The sequence below is a fragment of the Pantoea nemavictus genome, from assembly GCF_037479095.1.
In the GTDB taxonomy this organism is placed as follows: Bacteria; Pseudomonadota; Gammaproteobacteria; order Enterobacterales; family Enterobacteriaceae; genus Pantoea; species Pantoea nemavictus.
Window position 1 is genome coordinate 906303 of the sequence record NZ_JBBGZW010000001.1, and the last position, 20358, is coordinate 926660.

General features: G+C 55.3%; 16 protein-coding genes. 4 read left to right on the forward strand and 12 right to left on the reverse strand.

The annotated features are described in order from the left end of the window. Positions 1-6 precede the first annotated feature (6 nt). Positions 7-4893 (reverse strand): alpha-2-macroglobulin family protein, encoded by a 4887-nt coding sequence (locus tag WH298_RS04195; protein ID WP_180822286.1) that lies wholly within the window; start codon positions 4891-4893, stop codon positions 7-9. Between the two features lie 137 nt (positions 4894-5030). Between WH298_RS04195 and sseA the strand changes: the two genes are divergently transcribed. Beyond that, positions 5031-5870 (forward strand): 3-mercaptopyruvate sulfurtransferase, encoded by an 840-nt coding sequence (gene sseA, locus WH298_RS04200; protein WP_180822287.1) that lies wholly within the window; start codon positions 5031-5033, stop codon positions 5868-5870. A 61-nt stretch (positions 5871-5931) separates the two neighbouring features. Here sseA and sseB read toward each other — a convergent pair whose 3' ends face one another. From sseB to trmJ, 5 genes are all read right to left on the reverse strand, one after another. Continuing rightward, a complete protein-coding gene (gene sseB / locus WH298_RS04205; protein WP_007886231.1) occupies positions 5932-6699 on the reverse strand; it encodes an enhanced serine sensitivity protein SseB in 768 nt (255 codons plus the stop codon). Positions 6700-6745: 46 nt separating this feature from the next. After that, positions 6746-8032, reverse strand: a complete 1287-nt coding sequence (pepB, locus tag WH298_RS04210; RefSeq protein ID WP_007886230.1) for an aminopeptidase PepB — start codon at positions 8030-8032, stop codon at positions 6746-6748. A 62-nt stretch (positions 8033-8094) separates the two neighbouring features. Next, the gene (locus tag WH298_RS04215) at positions 8095-9267 is read right to left on the reverse strand and encodes an IscS subfamily cysteine desulfurase (protein WP_180822288.1); all 1173 of its coding nucleotides are present in this window, start codon (positions 9265-9267) and stop codon (positions 8095-8097) included. An 89-nt stretch (positions 9268-9356) separates the two neighbouring features. Continuing rightward, positions 9357-9854 carry a Fe-S cluster assembly transcriptional regulator IscR gene (gene iscR, locus WH298_RS04220; protein ID WP_007886228.1) on the reverse strand — a complete coding sequence of 166 codons (498 nt, stop codon included), beginning with the start codon at positions 9852-9854 and terminating at the stop codon, positions 9357-9359. 135 nt (positions 9855-9989) lie between these two features. Continuing rightward, a complete protein-coding gene (gene trmJ, locus WH298_RS04225; RefSeq protein WP_007886227.1) occupies positions 9990-10733 on the reverse strand; it encodes a tRNA (cytosine(32)/uridine(32)-2'-O)-methyltransferase TrmJ in 744 nt (247 codons plus the stop codon). A gap of 121 nt (positions 10734-10854) precedes the next feature. Here trmJ and suhB point away from each other — a divergent pair, with 121 nt between their 5' ends. Beyond that, positions 10855-11658: an inositol-1-monophosphatase gene (suhB, locus tag WH298_RS04230; RefSeq protein ID WP_036620143.1), complete on the forward strand. Its 804-nt coding sequence runs from the start codon at positions 10855-10857 to the stop codon at positions 11656-11658. 36 nt (positions 11659-11694) lie between these two features. On the opposite strand, the gene WH298_RS04235 is transcribed toward suhB, so the two are convergent. The 3 genes from WH298_RS04235 to WH298_RS04245 form a co-directional block, all read right to left on the reverse strand. Beyond that, positions 11695-12708 (reverse strand): MFS transporter, encoded by a 1014-nt coding sequence (locus WH298_RS04235; protein WP_180822289.1) that lies wholly within the window; start codon positions 12706-12708, stop codon positions 11695-11697. A gap of 193 nt (positions 12709-12901) precedes the next feature. Then, positions 12902-13885 carry a nickel/cobalt transporter gene (locus WH298_RS04240; RefSeq protein ID WP_180822290.1) on the reverse strand — a complete coding sequence of 328 codons (984 nt, stop codon included), beginning with the start codon at positions 13883-13885 and terminating at the stop codon, positions 12902-12904. Then, positions 13876-14502 carry a DUF1007 family protein gene (locus WH298_RS04245; RefSeq protein ID WP_007886223.1) on the reverse strand — a complete coding sequence of 209 codons (627 nt, stop codon included), beginning with the start codon at positions 14500-14502 and terminating at the stop codon, positions 13876-13878. Before WH298_RS04245 ends, WH298_RS04240 begins: the two co-directional genes overlap by 10 nt. 155 nt (positions 14503-14657) lie before the next feature. On the opposite strand from WH298_RS04245, the gene csiE reads away from it, so the two are divergent. Next, on the forward strand, positions 14658-15926 hold the full coding sequence (csiE, locus tag WH298_RS04250; RefSeq protein ID WP_049852998.1) for a stationary phase inducible protein CsiE: 1269 nt from the start codon (positions 14658-14660) through the stop codon (positions 15924-15926). On the opposite strand, the gene WH298_RS04255 is transcribed toward csiE, so the two are convergent. Together WH298_RS04255 and glyA are read right to left on the reverse strand one after the other, a co-directional pair. Further along, positions 15923-17062: a 3-phenylpropionate MFS transporter gene (locus tag WH298_RS04255; RefSeq protein ID WP_049852999.1), complete on the reverse strand. Its 1140-nt coding sequence runs from the start codon at positions 17060-17062 to the stop codon at positions 15923-15925. The two genes, csiE and WH298_RS04255, sit on opposite strands and share 4 nt — an antisense overlap. 129 nt (positions 17063-17191) lie before the next feature. Further along, on the reverse strand, positions 17192-18445 hold the full coding sequence (gene glyA / locus WH298_RS04260; RefSeq protein WP_007886219.1) for a serine hydroxymethyltransferase: 1254 nt from the start codon (positions 18443-18445) through the stop codon (positions 17192-17194). Positions 18446-18784: 339 nt separating this feature from the next. Here glyA and hmpA point away from each other — a divergent pair, with 339 nt between their 5' ends. Next, positions 18785-19969 (forward strand): NO-inducible flavohemoprotein, encoded by a 1185-nt coding sequence (gene hmpA / locus WH298_RS04265; RefSeq protein WP_180822291.1) that lies wholly within the window; start codon positions 18785-18787, stop codon positions 19967-19969. Between the two features lie 50 nt (positions 19970-20019). Here the strand turns inward: hmpA and glnB are convergent, their stop codons facing one another. Further along, on the reverse strand, positions 20020-20358 hold the full coding sequence (glnB, locus tag WH298_RS04270; protein ID WP_007886217.1) for a nitrogen regulatory protein P-II: 339 nt from the start codon (positions 20356-20358) through the stop codon (positions 20020-20022).

The window sequence follows — 20358 nt, forward strand, 5'->3', positions numbered from 1 at the left end:
CAATACTTAACGCACGTTGATTTTTTCTGGCGTGCTACCAATCGCACGCCACTCAGGTACATACATCGATTCCACCTGCGGTGGTGGCAGGTGATAGCTGCCCGGCGTAACCGCCCGCGCCAGATACAGCAACGTGCCCGGCGTGTAGCCGTCGAGCGCCAGCGCGGCAACAAAACGATCGTCCCGGAATTCGATATGTTTAATATTGGCCTGCTGCATATCCATCATGCTCTCTTTCAACGCATCGGCACTGTCGCCTAAACTGGCGCTGCTGTCGCTGAGGTTCTGGTTCTCCAGCTCAAGGCCAGCAGGCAGCAAGTCCACCACTAGCGCATCACTCACGCGCTCGCTGGCTTCGACTTTCAGCCGTACCACCAGCAACTCGCCACTTTTCAGATTGGCGAGATCTGCAGGCTTACCGTCCAGCGTGAAATATTCACGACCGATCTTCAGCACGTTGCTGATAGGCGACGGTGCGGTGCGGGGATAGCCCACCACATTTAGCGTGCCGTAGAGCGGCGACGCATTGTCGCTTTTCACCGAAACGCCTTGTCGCAGCTGATCTTCCGTCATGCCAATGTTAAGCGGCTGATTACTGCTCAGCGGTTCCGCTTTACCCTGCAGTGTCGCCTGCCAGCTTTCGCCTTTGTGCTGCTGCAAGGTGCGGGCGGCGAGGAACAACGCGTTGTTTTCCTGGGTGGAGAACCAGCGCTGGCCATGTACCGCTTTCGCCAGATCGATCAGCAGCGGACCTTGCATATCCGGCAGCAGTTGGTTTTCGCTTAACAGCGACAGAATCAGCGCGCGGTCGCGCACCGGACTGCCGTAATCGCCGAGCCAGCTGTTGGACTTACGTTCCAGACCAATCCCCTGCGCCAGCGCCAACTGTGCACGCTGCTGATCGCCCATCAGCTTCAGCGCTACGCCAAGTTGCACCATCGCCAGGCCCGATTTGGCCTGCTCGCGTTTTTCATACAGTGCACGCAGGGCACCAAGCGGTGCCTGCTGCTGGCGCGCCAGTACTAATCCGGCATAGGCCTGCACGCTGAAACGTAAACCATCGGCATCGCTGCTCCAGCTGGTTTCGATCTGCGCAGGGTCCTGTAGATAGCGCAGCAGACGTTCGTCAGAGCGGGTAATCACGCCATCCGGCACGCTATAACCCGCTTCGCTGGCGCGCAGCAAGAAATCGGTGACGTAAGCGGTCAGCCAAAACTCTTCCTGACTCTCTTTGCTCCACAGGCCAAAGCTCCCGTTGCCGCGCTGCATGCCGGCAAGACGCGCAATGCCGGTATCAATTGACGCACGGCGCACCTCATCACTGCTGGTTTTGATGCCCATCGCCGTCAACTGCGCATGGTTGGTGAACACCGATGGCCAAATGCCGCTGGCGGTCTGCTCAAGGCAGCCGTATGGGTAGGCGTAGAGCGAGCTGATAAAGCTGGCGATGTTCAGCGGCGGACGGTTACTGAGCGACAGCTGTCCGCTCAGCGTATCCTGCTGCAAACCATTAAAGGCACTCGCCAACACCTGCCAGTTTTGGCCGGTTTGCATCACGTTATCGAAGCTCAGCGTTTGTGCCGGATAAGCCGGACGCACGCCAATTTTCCATTTTCGCTCGCTCGGCGCCAGGGTTTCGCCCGGCAAACTCATGCCGGAGACATTCACCTGCACAGCGCCGTCACCAAAACCTCCCTGCGCTTTCACCGGAATGGATAAGGTGCTACGCGCGCCCTTCGCTAATTGCACGCTGGCCGGGATTTGGCCATTCAAGGCGAGCTGACCGCTGGCAGTAACACGGATTTTCAGCGTCTGGGCGCGATCGGTGAGGTTAGTGAGATCCAGCGCCAGCGTAGCTTGATCGCCGCTAGCAAGGAAACGCGGTGTCGCCAGTTCGCTAATAAGCGGTGCAGCAACCACCAGCTTGCGCTCGGCCGATCCGAAGCTGTCGTCGCTCCAAACCTGCGCCATCAAACGCAGTTCACCATTAAAAGCAGGGATTGGCAGCTCCAGCGTGCCTTCGCCATTGGCATCCAGCGTCACTGGCTGCAGCTGTTGTGCCACGATCTGCACATCGGTGACCGGCTTTTTACCGCCGCGCGACAGGGCATCCGCATCGTCGCCGTCACCGCCAAAGCGCAGCGCGGCCAGCTTGCCGCCGCCTTCAATTAATTGACCAAACACATCGTATTGATCGGCGTTATAGCGCTTGCGACCGAAAAACGCCTCCCACGGATTCGGTGTTGAGTAGTCAGTGATGCTAAGTACGCCGCTGTCTACCGCCGACAGCAATACCTGAACCCGCTTCGGCAACTCGCCGCATTCGCGGCTGGCTTTCACCTTCACTTTCAGGGTCTGTTCTGGGCGGATTTTATCGGGTGCGTCGAGCGTCAACGTGAGTCGACGTGCTTCGGTCGCCATCGGCAGATGCAGCAAGCCCACCGCGCGTTTCGGCGTGACGCCGCTGGCCTTGTCGCCGTCGCGCACCACGATAGCGCTGAGATAGAGATCGTGTCGCTTCCAGCTGTCGCTAATTGGCACATCAATGGTTGCGCCACCTGCCGGAACATCCAGCGTCTGCCACCACAGCGTGCCGCTGCTGGATTCCACCATCAGGTAGCCTTTGCCCGCTGCGGGCGACTCTACCTGCACATGTGCAGTGTCGCCCGGTTGATAAGCGGTTTTATCAATTTTCAGCTTCACCTGATCTGGGCGCAGCGCGCCGGTGCCATTGGTGTTGTCCTGCCACCCATATCCCGCCTGGAATCGTACGCTGCTGACGATGTTGTCACCCGCATGCACTTCCAGTCGATAGGTGCCCCACTCCACCGGGAAACTCACTTTCTGGCTGCCACCGGCAGCAATAGTGATGTGCTGTTGCTCTTCCTGCAGATCTTTTTGATCGTAGCGCGACTGCCAGCCTTCGCTGTCAGAGAAGCTCCAGTAATAGTCGCGGCGCTCGTGGATCAGGCGAACATCCAGATCCTGCGCCGCCAATTTTTCACCCTGCGGGTTGGCGTATACCACGTCGAATTCAGCAAGGCTGTTTTCCGCGACGGTTGGCTCATCGTGATAACGATCGGTGCGGTAGTCATACACCGATTCACTGTTAAACAGCGGACGAATGCCCGGCAGCGCCGGTGCGGGCCAGATCGCCTGAGTAGCACGACGCGTTACCGGACGTCCACCGGTTTCCAGCAGGCTGGCTTGCAGAATCAGATTGAGCGGCGAATGGCTCTCTTTCCAGCTGCTCTCCACGCTGAGCTGCAACTTACCGCTCTCATCCAGCTTCTCATCGACATCGTCCAGCGTGCGTTTCAGTTCTTCGGTGATGTCACCGAACTGATAACCCGGCAGCGCCGTAACCGCTTCACGCGCGGGGCGCAGGAACAGCTGCCCTTGTAGCTCATTACCTGCGGCAGGTGCGCCGTACAAATAGCGCCCTTCCACATCAAATTGCACCGCGGCATCCGGCGCCACCGGCTGTGCGCTGTTGCTCAGCGCCAGCGCCATACGTTCCGGCAAAAAATCCTCCACGTGGAACGGCCAGCTGCGCGGCTGGTTGTCGCCACTGTTAATGCGCAGCGTCCACTCTCCGGTCATGGCAGAGGCCGGCAGCGGGAAGCGTTGTTGATAGACGCCATTTACCGGCTGCCAGACGAAGGTTTGCGCCACTTCACCGTTCGGCTGCACCACTTCGGCTTTTACTGGCTGCGGCGGCAGCGGTTTACCATCGGCATCACGCAGCAGCGCGTTGACGATCACCGTTTCGCCGGGACGATAGAGATCGCGCGGACCAAAGACGAAGAACTGTTTGTCGTAACCTTGCGGACCATCAATCGGAAACTCAGCCAGATCGAGCGCCGGGCGAGTGAGATCGATCAGCGAGGTTTGCCCTTTTTGTGTCGCCAGCAGCAACTTGCCTTTGGCATGCGCGGGTAAGCGCAGATGACCGTTACTGTCGCTGGCGCCACTGGCCAGCTGTTTGCCCTTTTCATCCAGCAGCTGCACGCTGACGTCATCCAGCGGTGCGCCGCTGGCCAGGCTTTGAGCGAACAGCTCCAGCTGTTCAGGGAATTGGTGCAGCGACAGACCGATGTCGCTTAGGGTAAACAGCGTTGCTGGCTGTGTGTAGTTATAAGTCCCGGCCTGTTTCATCACCGCCAGATAGACGCCAGATTGTTTCAGGGCATCCACATCGCCGAGCGGCAACTGCATTTTTTCGCGCGTGTTGCGCGCCGGATTGAGATCAAAACGTCCGCTGTAAACCAGATCGGCATTTTTCAGCAGATCGCGGGATTCCCAGTACGACATATTGTTGCCGTAGTTCCACTGAGCCAGAAAATCGGCCAGTGTGGCACTTTTTACCCGGAAGAAATCGACGTCGACACTGTTTACATTCAGCGCCAGCAGCGGTAAGCCCTGCGTCAGACGTAGCGGCAGCAGCGAGCCGCGACTGGCAAAGCCGACCATCGGCTGGATATCACGCGTGGTCAGCGTTTGGCTAAAAGGCGTGGATAAGGTCGTGCCATCGGCGGCTTTAAGACCGGCATCGACGTTAATCGTCAATTTGCGCGACGGTTCCGGATGACGAAAACGCAACGCTTTACCGTTTTGCGCCAGCTCCCAGCCGCCGTCGACCTTGCCACTTTTATCGTCAGTAATTTGCACGCGCGAAGCAAAATCCTGTTTGCTATCGAGCGGGGTATTAAAGGTCAGCACCAAGGCAGCAGCACCGTCGAGCTGCAGTTCGGAGAGATCGATAACCGCGAGTGATTGCTGCGTGGCTGCTGCGGCTGTCGTTTCCGCCGCGTGAGTCGTCGACGTTGCGCTGCCCAGTAATACCCCCCCGATCAGCGCGCTGAGCAGTAGCCGGTTAAAACATTTTGCCATGGTAAATCCCTCACCAGTCCCAGAAGTTAAGAAAGAGTAATGCTGCGCATTTTCGACAACTTTAGCAATCATGCCCTTGAGATAGCCTTCACATTCCCGGAGACTGGACGTTTCACGATTGCTAAGAAGAGGTTGCTATGACAGCCATATTTGTCTCCGCTGACTGGTTGAAAGAACACTACACAGAAGAAACTTTGCAGGTGATTGATGCCCGCATGTTACCGCCCGGGCAGGAAGCGGTGCGCGATCTCCAGGCGGAATATCTTGCCGGCCATCTGCCGCATGCCCCCTTCTTTGATATCGAAGCGCTATCCGATCACACCAGCCCCTATCCGCACATGATGCCGCGCGCCGAGACCTTTGCAGTGGCCATGCGTGAGTTGGGCATTAGCCAGGACAAACATCTGGTGGTGTATGACGAAGGCAACCTGTTTTCGGCGCCGCGCGCGTGGTGGATGCTGCGCGCTTTCGGCTGCGAGCAGGTGTCGATTCTTGCTGGGGGATTACAAGGCTGGAAAGCCGCCGGTTATGACGTGGTAACCGGACCGGTTAGTCTGCCGGAAGCTGAGTTCGACGCTAAATATGATAGTACACAGGTAAAACGCCTGACCGATGTGCTGCTGATTAGTCATGAAGGTGGTGCGCAGATTGTGGATGCACGCGCGGCAAACCGCTTTAATGCCGAAGTGGATGAGCCACGCCCCGGCCTGCTGCGTGGACATATCCCTAACAGCCTGAACCTGCCGTGGAACAGTTTGGTGGCGAACGGTGAACTGAAACCGGCAGCGGAACTGCGCGATTTGTTTGATAAAGCAGGCGTGAAGCTGGATCAGCCAGTGATTGCCAGCTGCGGTTCCGGGGTGACTGCGGTGGTATTGATTTTGGCGCTGACATCGCTCGGGGTACGTGACGTGACGCTGTACGACGGCTCGTGGGGCGAATGGGGAAGTCGCGACGATTTACCGATTGAGAAATGATGGTAGGGTGCGCATTAATGCGCACCTGGCCAAACGCTGCACCGTTCGTAACGGTAATACATCAAATAATCCGCTGACTGCCTTTAAAGTCGCGCAGGAAACTGCCCCAGCGGCGTTCATAGAATGGCGTGATGTGGGCAGTAAAAAAATGGCTAACGCCACGATCTTCACTCACCACTTCACAGATATCAATTGGCGCATCATCGGCAAGCGTATCGGTTGCCACACCGCCCGCCGCCTGAATGATCTCATCAATATCGCTATCAGCTTCGATGCCAATCAGCAGATTCGGCGCTTCCGTTGCGCTTTCACGAATGCTGGCGACGTAAGCACGGCGCACCTGCTTATACTTGGCAAACAGCTGCGTCAGAGAATCAATCATCTGCGCCGGTGGCTCTGCCACTTCAGAGAGCAGCAGCGCTTGTCCCCCTTCCAGCACGGTTTGTTGACTCAGCGCACTGCCCTCTTCACTCATCAAATGAGCGATTTCGCCTGGCGAAAACTCTTTGCCGGCAGGCAGTTTCGGATTGAGAAACAGCGTTTCGCCCTGCGTAATCTCAAACAGCGTACGCACCGGCATGCGCAGATAAGGCTGTTCATCTTTGATCGCCTCGCCCATCGCTTCTTCGGAGGTGAAGAAAGGAATCACGCTGCCGCCGCCCTCTTTTTCCCAGTGCTGCAGTTCCACCGGTGACGTGGCATCAAACTGTTCGGCCGGGCTTTCGCCAGGTACCCAAACATCGGCTTCCAGCAGCAGTTGGAAAAATTCCGGACGGTGCGCAGGCTCAGTGGCTGCCAGTTTTAGCACCTCTTCAAGACGGTTACTCATTTAGTCATTTCCAAAAAAAGCAGGCCTGCGCCTGCCGTGATGAGGATTATTTCAGCAGAAGATTGGCAACGGTGCGCACACCCAAACCGGTTGCACCGGCAGACCACTGATCCACCGCGCCTTTGCGGTAGGTGGCAGAGCAGTCAATATGCAGCCAGCCCTGTTGATATTTGCTGACAAAATGCGACAGGAACGCGGCCGCGCTGCTGGCTCCGGCAGCATGCGACGGGCTGGCGATGTTATTCAGGTCGGCGAAGTTCGAAGGCAAATGGCTGCGATGGAATTCGGCCAGCGGCAGGCGCCAGAAAGCTTCGTTTTCACCGGTCGCACTGCCAAGCAGCGATTCCGCCAGCACGTCGTCAAAAGTAAACAGCGCGTGGTAATCGTTGCCCAGTGCCGTTTTCGCTGCACCCGTTAGCGTTGCTGCATCAATCAGCAGCTCTGGATTCTGCTCGCTGGCATCGATCAGGCCATCAGCCAGTACCAGACGACCTTCCGCATCGGTATTCATCACTTCAACGGTTTTACCATTGCGATAGCGGATGATGTCGCCCAGACGGAATGCGTTGCCGCTTACCATGTTGTCTGCGCAGCACAGGAACAGCTTCACGCGCTTATTCAGACCACGCGAAATCGCTAACGCGAGTGCGCCGGTCAGCGTTGCCGCGCCGCCCATGTCGGACTTCATCGAGTCCATAAAGGCGCTCTGCTTCAGGCTGTAACCGCCGGTATCAAAGGTGATGCCTTTACCGACCAGACACGCATATACCGGTGCAGCTTCATCACCGGTCGGGTTGAAATCGAGCGCCAGCAATACCGGTGCGCGGGTTGAACCACGGCCAACGGTATGGATGCCGGTGTAACCCTGGCCGCGCAAATCATCACCTTTGGTGATGCGATAGCTCACCGCTTTGCCGCCGACTTCGTTGATCAGATCAACGGCGTTATGCGCCAGCTGCTCCGGACTGAGATCTTCCGCTGGCAGGTTGATGGTGTCGCGCACCCAATCGATGATCTTCAGACGACGATCAAATTCACTCTGATCGGCTTCACTAAACTCTGGCCACTCGACCTGACGTTTGCCTTTCGGGCTGCGATAGCCTTGCCAGAATGCCCAGCATTTTTCCAAATCCCAGCCTTCGCCTTGCAGTGCTACGTGACGAATGCCCTGACCGTCCAGCTTGCGGCCCGCGCGCTGGATGCTCATCAGCGCATCTGCGCCCGTCAGGTGAAGGGTCATGCCACTTTCGTTGCTGCTCAGCAAAGCTTTGTCACCCCAGCGCGCGTCGGCGGCCTGGGAGCTGAGCGTAATTATCATCGGTTGTGTTGTCATCGCGTGGCTCCGTTTGCGTTAGGTGTCACCTTGCGCCAGAACCGGCGCAAGGGGTGCATGAATTAGCGGGACGGTGCTGCAGGCGAAACTGCCCGCAGACGCGTCACCGCTTTGTTGACCAGCTCGATAGCGTACTCAATCTCTTCTGTGCTGGTGAAGCGTCCGAGCGAAAAACGCAGCGAGCTGTGTGCCAGCTCCTGCTCAACGCCCATCGCGCGCAGCACATAAGAGGGTTCGAGACTGGCCGAGGTACAGGCGGAACCGGATGACAGCGCCAGATCTTTCAGCGCCATGATCAGCGATTCGCCATCGACGTGGGCAAAACTGATATTGAGGATGTTCGGTGCGCCCTGTTCGAGCGAACCGTTGAGGTTCACATTACCCAGTTTACTGATACCGCTCCACAGACGCTGGCGCAGCTCAGCCAGACGTGCCATTTCGCCGCTCATCTCTTCACGCGCAATGCGATAGGCTTCGCCCATGCCGACAATCTGATGCACCGGCAACGTACCCGACCGCATGCCGCGTTCATGACCGCCACCGTGCATCTGCGCATCAATTTGCAGACGCGGTTTACGTCGCACCCACAGCGCGCCAATGCCCTTCGGCCCATACAGCTTGTGTGCCGAGAACGACATCAAATCCACCGGCAGCTCACAGACGTCAATCGGCAGTTTGCCGACACTTTGGGTGGCATCAACGTGAAACAGGATGTCACGCGCACGGCACAGCGCACCGAGAGCGGCGATATCCTGAATCACACCGGTTTCATTATTAACCTGCATTAGCGACACCAGCACCGTATCGTCGCGCAGCGCAGATTCAAGCATCTGCGGCGTGACAATGCCGTCGCTGCCCGGCTGTAAGAAGGTGACATCAAAGCCCTCATTCGCCAGCTGCAAGCAACTGTCGAGCACCGCTTTGTGTTCAGTTTGGCTGGTAATGATGTGTTTGCCGCGCGCCTGATGGAATTGTGCCGCACCCTTAATTGCCAGGTTGTCAGCTTCGGTCGCGCCAGAGGTAAAAACGATTTCACGCGGATCGGCATTGACCAGCTCAGCAATCTGATTGCGAGCAACATCAACGGCTTCTTCAGCCTGCCAGCCAAAACGGTGGGAACGGGAAGCGGGGTTACCGAAGGTGCCATCCAGGGTGAGGAACTGCATCATTTTGGTGGCAACACGCGGATCAGCAGGCGTGGTGGCTGCGTAATCCAGGTAAATCGGTAATTTCATTGCGCTAAAACTCCGTATAAAAAATCATACGTCTTTATAGCACGCTTGGACCTTTCCTACCTTAGCAGGAAAGGCCGAAGTGAGATCAATTACGCGCGAAGATTAACGTTGATGGTTTCTTGCACACGATGCTGCTGGAAGCGACGATTATCGACGGTGTTCTGACGATCGGCGACATCAAGGATTTCCTGATTATTGACCAGCTCTGCCAGCGTGATGTTGTTGAGGAAGTCGCTGATGCGCTCACTCAAATCACGCCACAGCACGTGCGTCAGGCAACGTTCGCCGCCCTGGCAGCCTTCTTTGCCCTGGCATTTGGTGGCATCGACAGATTCATCAACCGCGGTGATCACCGCGCCTACGGCGATAGCGCCTGAATCTTTGCCTAACAGATAACCGCCGCCTGGACCACGTACGCTGGCCACTAAGCCGTGCTTACGCAGACGTGAGAATAACTGCTCCAGATAGGACAGCGAAATGCCCTGACGCTCAGAAATATCAGCTAGCGGCACCGGGCCCTCGTGTGAGTGCAGTGCAACGTCCAGCATAGCGGTTACGGCATAACGTCCTTTGGATGTCAGTCTCATAGCATACAACCTCGTAAGCGTCCGTCCGGTTATCGGCGGGTTATCTGATGAATTGAGGCCAGTCTGACATTCCCGAGTAAAACGGTCAACTATTTAACCAAGTAATTTACTCAACTATTTAACCAACTGTTTCACTCAACTATTATCCACATTACCTTTGCGTTTTTCGAACGAGGCCATCATGCCGCGCAGGATATTGAGTTCATCACGTTCCGGGCGCGCGCGGGTGTATAAACGACGCAGCTTGCTCATCACCTGGCTGGGCGTGCCTTCACGAATAAAGCCACTGTTCAGCATCATCTGTTCGATGTGCTGATAGAAACGCTCCAGATCGTCGACCAGTGGATACGGCGACTCCTCAGGCTCCGCAACCGGTGCGGCTTTTTCCTGCGCTTCCAGCCACGCCATGCGCACTTCGTAAGCGATGATCTGTACCGCCATCGCCAGATTCAACGAGCTGTACTCTGGATTGGCCTGAATCGCGACATGATAATGACACTTCTGCAGCTCTTCGTTAGTCAGGCCGACACGCTCACGCCCAAAAACCAGGGCAACTGGCGCCTGCTGGCCCTCTTCCACGCTTTTAATGCCGCACTCGCGCGAGTCAAGCATGGGCCACGGCAGCGAACGCGAACGTGCGCTGGTGCCGACCACTAAACTGCAACCGGCAATGGCTTCATCCATGGTATCAACAATGCGCGCATTGCCGATCACATCACTGGCACCGGCGGCGAGGGAAATAGCCTGTGAATCAGGTTTTACCAGCGGGTTGACCAGATAGAGGTTAGTTAAGCCCATGGTTTTCATCGCGCGTGCGACAGAGCCCATGTTGCCGGTGTGTGACGTTTCAACCAATACGATTCGGATATTTTGCAGCATAATTAGAGGCGGTCAGGGAAATGATGGCGCGCATCCTAACATAAAAGTAGGACATTTGCTGAACACGCTGATATACTCCGCGCCGTTTTCCCCGTTCTTTAACATCCAGCGAGAGATACCGATGCATCCGATGCTCAACATCGCCGTGCGCGCAGCGCGCAAGGCCGGAAATTTAATTGCCAAGAATTACGAAACCCCGGACGCTGTCGAAGCCAGCCAGAAAGGCAGCAACGACTTCGTTACCAATGTTGACCGCGACGCAGAACGTCTGATTATCGAAGTAATTCGTAAATCGTACCCGAAACACACCATCATCACCGAAGAAAGCGGTGAACTGGCGGGCGAAGATCAAGACATTCAATGGGTAATCGATCCGCTGGATGGCACCACCAACTTCATCAAACGTTTACCTCACTTCTCAGTATCTATCGCTGTGCGCATCAAAGGCCGCACCGAAGTGGCGGTAGTTTACGATCCAATGCGCAACGAACTCTTCACCGCTGTACGCGGTCAGGGCGCACAGCTTAACGGTTATCGCCTGCGCGGCAGCACCGCTCGCGATCTGGATGGCACCATTCTGGCGACTGGCTTCCCGTTCAAGTTGAAGCAGCATGCAACGCCTTACATCAATATCGTTGGCAAACTGTTCACCCAGTGTGCAGATTTCCGTCGCACCGGTTCTGCCGCGCTGGATCTGGCTTACACCGCCGCGGGTCGCGTAGATGGTTTCTTTGAAATTGGCCTGAAGCCGTGGGATTTTGCGGCGGGCGAACTGCTGGTACGTGAAGCGGGCGGCCTGGTGACTGACTTCACCGGCAACCACGGCTACGTCTTGTCAGGTAACATCGTCGCGGGTAACCCACGCGTGGTTAAAGCGATGCTGGCATCAATGCGTGAAGAATTGAGTGAAGCGCTGAAGCGCTAAAGAAGAAAAGGCGGCTGAATCAGCCGCCTTTTTTTATTACCGACGTTCGTGACTTAATACCTGACGCGGCTGGGTCTTACGACCAACCCGCCCCAGCAATGCCGCCAACACCGCTTCAATGACCAGCATAAAGAAGGTGAACCAGCTGGCTTTCGCCGTCGCAGCTGCTGCTTGCTCAGCAACCTCACGCGCTTTCTGTTCCGCCTGCTGTTTTAACTGCTGATATTGTTGTACGGCTTTTTTGTAGCTCTCTTCCGTTTGCGTAACGATCTGCTCAACTTCCTGATCGCTTTTACCGGTACGCGCCTTGATAATATTTTTCAGTGCATCACGATCGGCAGACTGCAAAGTATCGGAATGACGACTGACAACGCCTTTCAACCAATTAGCCAGGTCATCATCCGCATTTTGTGGATTCTGCGCCGTTTGCTCTGCCTGATTCTGCGCATTATTGGCTTCGTTATTTACATCCTTCTGCAGATTCTCCGGTTGTAATTCCGACTTACCCGTCTGTCGCAGTGTGGTTTGCAGTTCATTTTTTAAATCGTCCAGATTGATATTACTTTCCTGCAGCTTTTCTTTTGCCATATTGGTAAGGGATGGCGCCGCAGCGGAAATTCCATTACCCACAGCATTAACGCCTGCGCCGAGAATATTAAAGGCGCCACCAATAAGGCCAGTAGCTAAGGTAATCGCCAACCACAATGTCAGGATGGTACTGACACCAAACATTAATAATCCGTGCATCGCGCCTTCGCGCTGTGCCAAACGCCCCGCGACGTAACTACCTACGCCCATGGCGATTAGCATACTGACGCCGGTCCAGATTAATGCGCCGGTCCCCAAATGCTGGAGTGGATTTTGTTCCTGTTGCGGATCGATGGTTGTCGCGCCAATTGCGGTGCCTAATACACCTAATAAAATATGGATGATTAGCGCAGCGATGACGCCGGCAAATACTGCGCTCCAGGAAATACGTTTCAACGGTAAACCGACATGAGCTTCATGAACAGTTTCTACGCCGCCATTATTAAGCCGGGTTTCAGGCATCACATTTTCCTCGCAAAATATTACGATAAATAATTATTGTTACTGAATGGACCAGAAGCCTGACTGGTAATAATCAGCGTAGACGGTGAACGCTATTTCCACCAGATAAGCACAGAGGAGATATTTAATTATATGAAGTGAATAACGTTTTAAACGCAGCCGATAATGTTACCGCTGCGTTTATTATTTTAGATTATATGAAAGGACGAATTCCGCCCCCGCTACCCGGGGAAGCGCTCTGCCATAATGCAACGCCCGCGATCATTAATAACACGCTGCCCAACAGGGCGAGTACGGGCAGCAGTAGCCTGGTCGACGCATGCGTCCCGCTGGCTCGCCCTAACTTCATCGCCAATATGCGGGAACGTTGCACCAGCAAACCGAGGGCGGAAACGGTCAGTGCGGTACCCACCGCCATGGCGACTGCAGACGCCACGCCCCAGGCATAGACCCCAATCACTTTGGCGAACAGCAGCATCATAATGGCACCGGAACAGGGCCGCAGTCCCATTGAGAACACCACCAGCGCCTGAGTTTTAGCGCTTACCGCCTGGTCCATCTGCTCGGCACTTGGCATGTGCGCATGGCCACAGCCGCAGTGCTCGTGGTGCTGATGCTGCGGCCGAATAGCGTGAATCTGCATCTCTACTGCAGGTTTCAGTTGCTGGCGCAGCGATCGCAACGCACGCCACCCGACCCAAACGCCGAGCGCAATCACCAGCAGATAACTGCCCTTCTCCAGCCAGTAGCTGCCGAGATGAAGCTGGCGCGACGAAGTTTGTAGTACCACCAGCATCAGCGTCACCAACCCAATCGCTACCCCGCCTTGCAGCAAGGCCGCCAGCAGCGTCAGCTTCATACTGGTCTTCAGTTTCGCCGAATGGGTGGCGAGAAAAGTCGCGATCACCACTTTGCCATGCCCTGGGCCGAGCGCGTGTAGCACGCCGTAGGCCAGGCTAAATAGCATCAGCGTCACGCCCGCCTGCTGCGGTTGCTCAGCGACCTGCTGTAATAGCTGGGTCATTTCGCGATTGAGAACCTTTTGCCACAGCACGCTTTGCAGCAAAATCTGCGACCAGTGCTGCCAGAGCATCACTCCCGCCAGCAACAACAATGCCGCCAGCAGCCATAGCGGCCACAAGCGGCGTGAGCGTGAAGGAATAGAAATCAATGACATGTCAGCATCACCGTTTGCGCGAACTGTTGGCCGAGATCCATATCTTCCGGTGGCGCATCGGCCTTATCCAGCGACAGCGCATATTGCTTTAGGGAGTCATCGGGTTTCGGTGTGTGGAGATCAATTTGGCAATGGGATTTAACGCTATCGTCCATGGTTAATGCCTGCGGATTATCGTAATACATATCAACGAAATAAGTGGGATCAAACGTCTGAATACGATACTGCTTCGCGCTTAGCGACTGCGGTTCGCCAAACGGCACAATAAACTCCAGCACCGCTTTATTACCCTCGCGCGACAGATGGTACTCTTTCGGCAAATTAAGGAATTTCACCCGGTTTTTGTCCTGCCACACTTCGGTAAAATAGTGCTGGCCCAGCACATTGGCCATCACCTGTGCCGCCAGTTTTTTCCACACCACATCGCCCGGTTTAGCCTTTCCCGCGTCGTAAAGCAGGTCAGCGGAGGTGATTTCATCCATGGTCCACACCATTTTCATGCCACTCAAGCGATCGTTTTCACTGATGAACTGAGTTTTCATATCAATAAAGCTATGTGGATGTGACCAGGCTGCCGTGCTGAACAATAGCGTAAAGATAATGAGTGCAATTTTCATGTGTTATAAAGTAACAATTTTAGAGTGAAGTGTGGAGTGGTACAGAAAAATTGTGACCCGCCTTAAAGCTCTGAACAAAAGTCACGACAAAGAGCAGGGATACCCCAAGGAGTTAGCTATTCTTAGCTGAAAAATGACCTGCGGATAAACCTTTGATGAGTTCTGCACCTTCTTCTGCACCACTCTTCAGCCGCTCCCAGCGTCGTTGTCATCTATTACTGCTGCTCTTTCTGCCCGCTCCCGCATTGACGCTTGAAAAGCTCTGCCAGTTAAATGGCGTGGCACCTGTTGTCGCCCGACAGGATATCGCGGATGTGGGAGAGGAGATACAGCGATACCATCAACTGGAGCTACACCAGATGGTGGATGGCAGCTTCCGCATTCATGGGACGGAACTGGACAGGCGACTGTGCCTGATCCACTGGCTGCGACGCGCGCTGCGTTTGTCGCAGGATTTTGTCTGCGAGCACTTTGCCCCCATTCTTCGCCAGCGCCTGAAAGTGCTAAAGATTGAGAAAGCGCTGTGGGATGAGACCAACCTTCAGGCACTGATTCAACACTGCAGCCTGCGGCTAACGCGTGACTTCAGCCCGCGCGATCGCCTGTTTTTGCAAATCTTCATGAAGTATTCACTGTGTCAGCGGCAAAACGCCCTCTTCAATCAGGGACAGCGCGCGTGGCTGGCAGAGAAAGCAGAGCGCGCCGCCGCCGACGATGTGATTCATCATTGGCAGAAACGCTGCCACTTAGCGCCCGATGCCAGCGAAACTGACTTCTGGACGCTACTATTCAGCCTGATTCATGCACCGAACGGTGCGGAACTCCATCATCCTCAGGCCATTAAACTGATGCAAGCAGTGCAAGCACTGGTTGTACGTTTTGAACAAATGGCACAGACGCGCTTCAAAAATCAGCAAGAGCTCACCCAGCAGCTGTTTACGCATCTGGCGCAGGCGCTGGATCGTAGCCACTTTTCCATCGGCATTGATAACAGCGTGGCGCTGGATGTTGCGCGGCTCTACCCGCGCCTGCTGCGCACCACCGAACGTGCACTCCACCCTTTCAGCACGGACTTTGGTACGCGCTTTAGCGCGGAGGAAGTGAGCCTGGTGGCGGTGCTGTTTGGTGCCTGGCTAATGCAGGAGAGTGCGTTGCAGGAAAAGCAGGTGCTGCTGCTGACCGGCGCCGATGCGGCGCTGGAACAGTTGCTGGAGCAACAGCTGCGGGAAATGACGCTGTTACCCATTAACATCAGCTATCAGGATGTGATGCATTTTCAACGGGAAGGCGCACCACGGGATATCGCGCTGGTGATCACGCCATACGCCATTTCACTGCCGCTGTTCTCACCGCCGCTGATTCAGGCGGAGCTGCCGCTGAGTAGCCATCAGCAGCAGCGCATCCGCCAATTGCTCGAGAGCTAGGCGGTTCGCGGACGCAGGAACAGCGCCGGCAGCGCCACCAATGCCATTACCCAGAACAGATGTCCTTGCAGATGGGCAAACAGCACGCCACAAATCATTGTCATCACCGCGATACCGCCGCCCATTGCCAGCGCCGAATAAAGCGATTGCAGACGAATCACTTCTGCACCTTTGCGTGCGGCAATAAAACGCATCGCCGCTAAATGACAAACGGTAAAGCTGCCGCAGTGCAGAATCTGCGCCACAATCAGCAGTGGCAGCGCGGTGCTGGATCCCAGCAGCGTCCAACGCACGATGGCACATGCTCCGGATAACAGCAGCAGGTCGCGCGCGGTCCAGCGGCGGAACAGCCGGCCACTGAGCGCAAAAATAATGATTTCGGCGACAACGCCTAATGACCACAAATAGCCAATAATCGACGCAGAATAACCGCTTTCCTGCCACCAGATGGCGCTGAAGCTGTAATAGGCCGCGTGCGCGCCCTGCAGCAGCGTTACGCATAACATAAAGCGCCACACTGCATTTTCGCGCAGCAGCTCACGCCACGCCTGCCAGCCGCCGTCTGTTGACGTCTGACGTTCACTGCCCTGCGGCCTGGTCGCCGGTGTTAACATCATTCCACCCAGCATGCCGATCGCGCCTAATGACAGCAGCACCAAAATCGCCTGAGACGAGAACGCAGTGACTAACATGCCGGTTAAGGCGGAACTGATAACAAACGCCAGCGAACCCCAAAGACGAACCGGCCCATAGGCCAGGCCAATTTGCTGCGTCCAGGTAGCGGCCAGCGCATCGCTCAGCGGCACCAGCGGTGAGAAAAACAGGTTGAAGCCGATCATCACCAATAGCAGCCACATCCACTGTTGCCCAAGCCAATAACCGATGGCGAACAGACAGGTCATAAGCGCCAGCAGGCGCAGAGCAGTGATCAACTGTGCCGGATTTTTAACCTGTGAGGCAATCAGCAAGCTCCCCACGAAGCGGGCCACCATGCCGCAGCCGAGCAGCAGGCCAATCTTTTCGGCATCAAGGCCTGCACCTTTCAGCCAAACGCTCCAGAAAGGCAGGTAGATGCCATAACAAAAGAAGTAAGTGAAGTAGCCCAATCCGAGCCATTTGGCCGAGCCGATTGCCATATTCCCTCCAGCAAAGATGCTGCTCTGCAGCACGAGTGGTCGCTACTTTGTCAGAGCGCTATAGCGACGGCAATAAAAAAGGATGGCCTAAGCCATCCTTTTTCCTGCTGCATCGACAGACGTAAAAACTTACGCGTATACCGGCAGACGGCTGCAGATTTCCAGCACTTTCTGTTTGGTACGTTCGATGGTCGCTTCGTCGTTGATGTTGTCCAGCACGTCAGCAATCCAGCCCGCTAGTTCACGAACTTCAGCTTCTTTAAAGCCGCGACGCGTCACCGCTGGCGTACCGATACGGATACCTGAAGTTACGAACGGGCTCTTCGGATCGTTTGGAACGCTGTTTTTGTTCACGGTAATGTTAGCGCGGCCCAAAGCGGCATCAGCTTCTTTACCGGTCAGGTTTTTGCTCACCAGATCGATCAGGAACAGGTGGTTGAAAGTACCACCAGAAACGATGTTGTAACCACGCTCCAGCAGAACTTCCACCATCGCTTTGGCATTCTTAGCAACCTGCTGCTGATAAGTCTTGAACTCTGGCTCCATCGCTTCTTTGAATGCAACGGCTTTACCGGCGATCACGTGCATCAGAGGACCACCCTGGCCGCCCGGGAACACCGCGGAGTTCAGCTTTTTATACAGATCTTCGTCACCGTTTTTCGCCAGGATCAGGCCGCCGCGCGGACCCGCCAGGGTTTTGTGGGTGGTAGAGGTTACGATGTGTGCATGAGGAACCGGGTTCGGATAGACGTCTGCGGCGATCAGGCCAGCAACGTGGGCCATATCAACGAACAGGTAGGCGCCAACGCTGTCAGCGATTTCACGCATTTTGGCCCAGTCGCACACGCCAGAGTAGGCGGAGAAACCACCGACGATCATTTTCGGCTTATGGGTTTGCGCCAGTTCAGCCAGTTCGTCGTAATTGATTTTGCCGGTTTCATCGATGCCGTAAGGGATAACCTTGTACAGCTTGCCAGACAGGTTAACCGGAGAACCGTGCGTCAGGTGACCACCGTGCGCCAGGTTCATACCCAGAATGGTGTCGCCCGGCTGCAGCAGTGCCGTGTACACCGCGAAGTTAGCCTGCGAACCTGAGTGCGGCTGTACGTTAGCGTAATCAGCGCCGAACAGTTCTTTAGCACGATCGATCGCCAACTGCTCAACGATATCAACGTATTCACATCCGCCGTAGTAGCGTTTGCCCGGATAGCCTTCGGCATATTTGTTGGTGAGTTGTGAACCTTGTGCCTGCATTACGCGTGGGCTGGTGTAGTTTTCAGAAGCAATCAGTTCAATGTGCTCTTCCTGACGCACTTTCTCTTGCTCCATAGCCTGCCACAACGCGGCATCATAATCGGCAATGTTCATATCACGCTTTAACATCCGGACTCTCCTGACTCAGCTAACTTTTTAACGGCAGTTTAGGCCCCGGCTAAGGGGCGAAGGCGAACAGTGTAAACGGTTTTGACAGGGGACGGTAGCGCCAATCCCCTCTTTTTGCGCAATCGATTGGCATGGCGCTGGAACGGCTTTTTTACGCTTTTTTGCCAGCGTGAAAATCGCGAGATTTGTTCACTTTGCACGGGAATAAATTTCAGCTTTGCGGGCCAGCGCGCACCTTTTTTGCCTAATCCTTAATCACAACGAGGGATTTACAGGCGCTTCGATTAACCATAAGATGCATTTAAAATACATGTTTAAATTCACTCTGAGGATTTCACCATGCTCGACGCGCAAACCATCGCTACCATTAAATCCACCTTGCCTGCCATCGCTCAAATCGGTCCCCAGCTCACCGGTCACTTTTATCAGCGTTTGTTAACCCAGCATCCTGAACTGAAAAACGTCTTCAACATGAATAATCAACGCAGCGGCAATCAGCGTGAAGCCTTGTTCAACGCGATTGTGGCCTATGGCAGCAATCTGGAAAATTTGGCGGTGCTGTTGCCGGCGGTGGAGAAGATCGCGCAGAAGCATGCCAGCCTGAACATTCAGCCTGAACAATACGCGATTGTGGGCGAAAACCTGCTGGCAACCATTGATGAGTTGCTGCACCCGGGCGAAGAGGTGCTGACCGCATGGGGAAAAGCTTATGGCGTGCTGGCCGATGTGTTTATTCAGCGTGAAGAAGCGATTTATTCTGCGTCCGAAGAGAAAGCCGGCGGCTGGCGCGGCGCGCGTGATTTCCGTATTCGCGCCATCAACCAAGAAAGCTCAGTGATTAAGAGTTTTGAGCTGGTGCCGAACGACGGTCAGCCAGTGGCAACATTCTTGCCTGCCCAGTATCTGGCCATTAGCCTGCAACCTGCAGGCTACGAAAATATCCAGCATCGCCAGTATTCGCTGACGCATCAACCGAACGGCACCTTCTATCGCATTGCAGTAAAACGCGAAGCGCTGGGCAGCGTATCGGGTTGGCTGCATGACAATGCACAGGTCGGAGATATCGTGCAGTGCGCCGCTCCAGCGGGCGATTTCTTCCTGCAGGCTGACGCGGCGACACCCATCACCTTAATCTCTGCTGGCGTGGGACAAACTCCGATGCTGGCGATGCTGGCTAATCTGGCGGAGCAGCAACATCCTGCAGCAGTTAACTGGCTACACGCGGCTGAAGCCGGTTCCCAACATGCCTTTGCTGAAGAGGTAAAATCGTTTGGCACACGTCTGCCAAACTTCGCCAGTCACGTTTGGTATCGCCAACCTGAAAGCGCAGATGCAGGACGTTATAACGATGTGGGATTGATGGATCTGGCGGGCGTATCTTCCGCGCTAAATCAGCCCGAGCGCCAATTCTGGATCTGCGGTCCACTGCCGTTTATGCAGTTTGTCGCGCGTCAGTTAGTCGATGCGGGTGTGAGCGGCGATCGTATCCATTACGAAGTGTTTGGTCCGCACAAGGTGCTGTAAAACAGAAAGCCTGCACAAGGCAGGCTTTCTTAGACAATGCGCGAAGGGGCTTAAATCGCCTCTTCGTCCTCTTCACCGGTACGAATACGCACCACGCGCGCTACGTCGAAGACAAAAATTTTGCCGTCGCCAATTTTGCCGGTCTGCGCAGTTTTCATTATGGTTTCTACGCAGGTGTCGACGATGTCGTCACCGACCACCATTTCAATTTTCACTTTTGGCAGAAAATCGACCATGTATTCCGCGCCGCGATACAGTTCCGTGTGGCCTTTCTGACGGCCAAAGCCTTTGACTTCACTGACCGTCATCCCGGTGATGCCCACTTCCGCTAACGCTTCACGTACATCATCGAGTTTGAATGGTTTGATAATTGCATCGATCTTTTTCAT

Bases quoted from the DNA above. Each gene is read 5' to 3' on its own strand.
- WH298_RS04195 (WP_180822286.1), bottom strand. From the start codon at position 4,893: ATGGCAAAATGTTTTAACCGGCTACTGCTCAGCGCGCTGATCGGGGGG.
- sseA (WP_180822287.1), top strand. From the start codon at position 5,031: ATGACAGCCATATTTGTCTCCGCTGACTGGTTGAAAGAACACTACACA.
- sseB (WP_007886231.1), bottom strand. From the start codon at position 6,699: ATGAGTAACCGTCTTGAAGAGGTGCTAAAACTGGCAGCCACTGAGCCT.
- pepB (WP_007886230.1), bottom strand. From the start codon at position 8,032: ATGACAACACAACCGATGATAATTACGCTCAGCTCCCAGGCCGCCGAC.
- WH298_RS04215 (WP_180822288.1), bottom strand. From the start codon at position 9,267: ATGAAATTACCGATTTACCTGGATTACGCAGCCACCACGCCTGCTGAT.
- iscR (WP_007886228.1), bottom strand. From the start codon at position 9,854: ATGAGACTGACATCCAAAGGACGTTATGCCGTAACCGCTATGCTGGAC.
- trmJ (WP_007886227.1), bottom strand. From the start codon at position 10,733: ATGCTGCAAAATATCCGAATCGTATTGGTTGAAACGTCACACACCGGC.
- suhB (WP_036620143.1), top strand. From the start codon at position 10,855: ATGCATCCGATGCTCAACATCGCCGTGCGCGCAGCGCGCAAGGCCGGA.
- WH298_RS04235 (WP_180822289.1), bottom strand. From the start codon at position 12,708: ATGCCTGAAACCCGGCTTAATAATGGCGGCGTAGAAACTGTTCATGAA.
- WH298_RS04240 (WP_180822290.1), bottom strand. From the start codon at position 13,885: ATGTCATTGATTTCTATTCCTTCACGCTCACGCCGCTTGTGGCCGCTA.
- WH298_RS04245 (WP_007886223.1), bottom strand. From the start codon at position 14,502: ATGAAAATTGCACTCATTATCTTTACGCTATTGTTCAGCACGGCAGCC.
- csiE (WP_049852998.1), top strand. From the start codon at position 14,658: ATGAGTTCTGCACCTTCTTCTGCACCACTCTTCAGCCGCTCCCAGCGT.
- WH298_RS04255 (WP_049852999.1), bottom strand. From the start codon at position 17,062: ATGGCAATCGGCTCGGCCAAATGGCTCGGATTGGGCTACTTCACTTAC.
- glyA (WP_007886219.1), bottom strand. From the start codon at position 18,445: ATGTTAAAGCGTGATATGAACATTGCCGATTATGATGCCGCGTTGTGG.
- hmpA (WP_180822291.1), top strand. From the start codon at position 18,785: ATGCTCGACGCGCAAACCATCGCTACCATTAAATCCACCTTGCCTGCC.
- glnB (WP_007886217.1), bottom strand. From the start codon at position 20,358: ATGAAAAAGATCGATGCAATTATCAAACCATTCAAACTCGATGATGTA.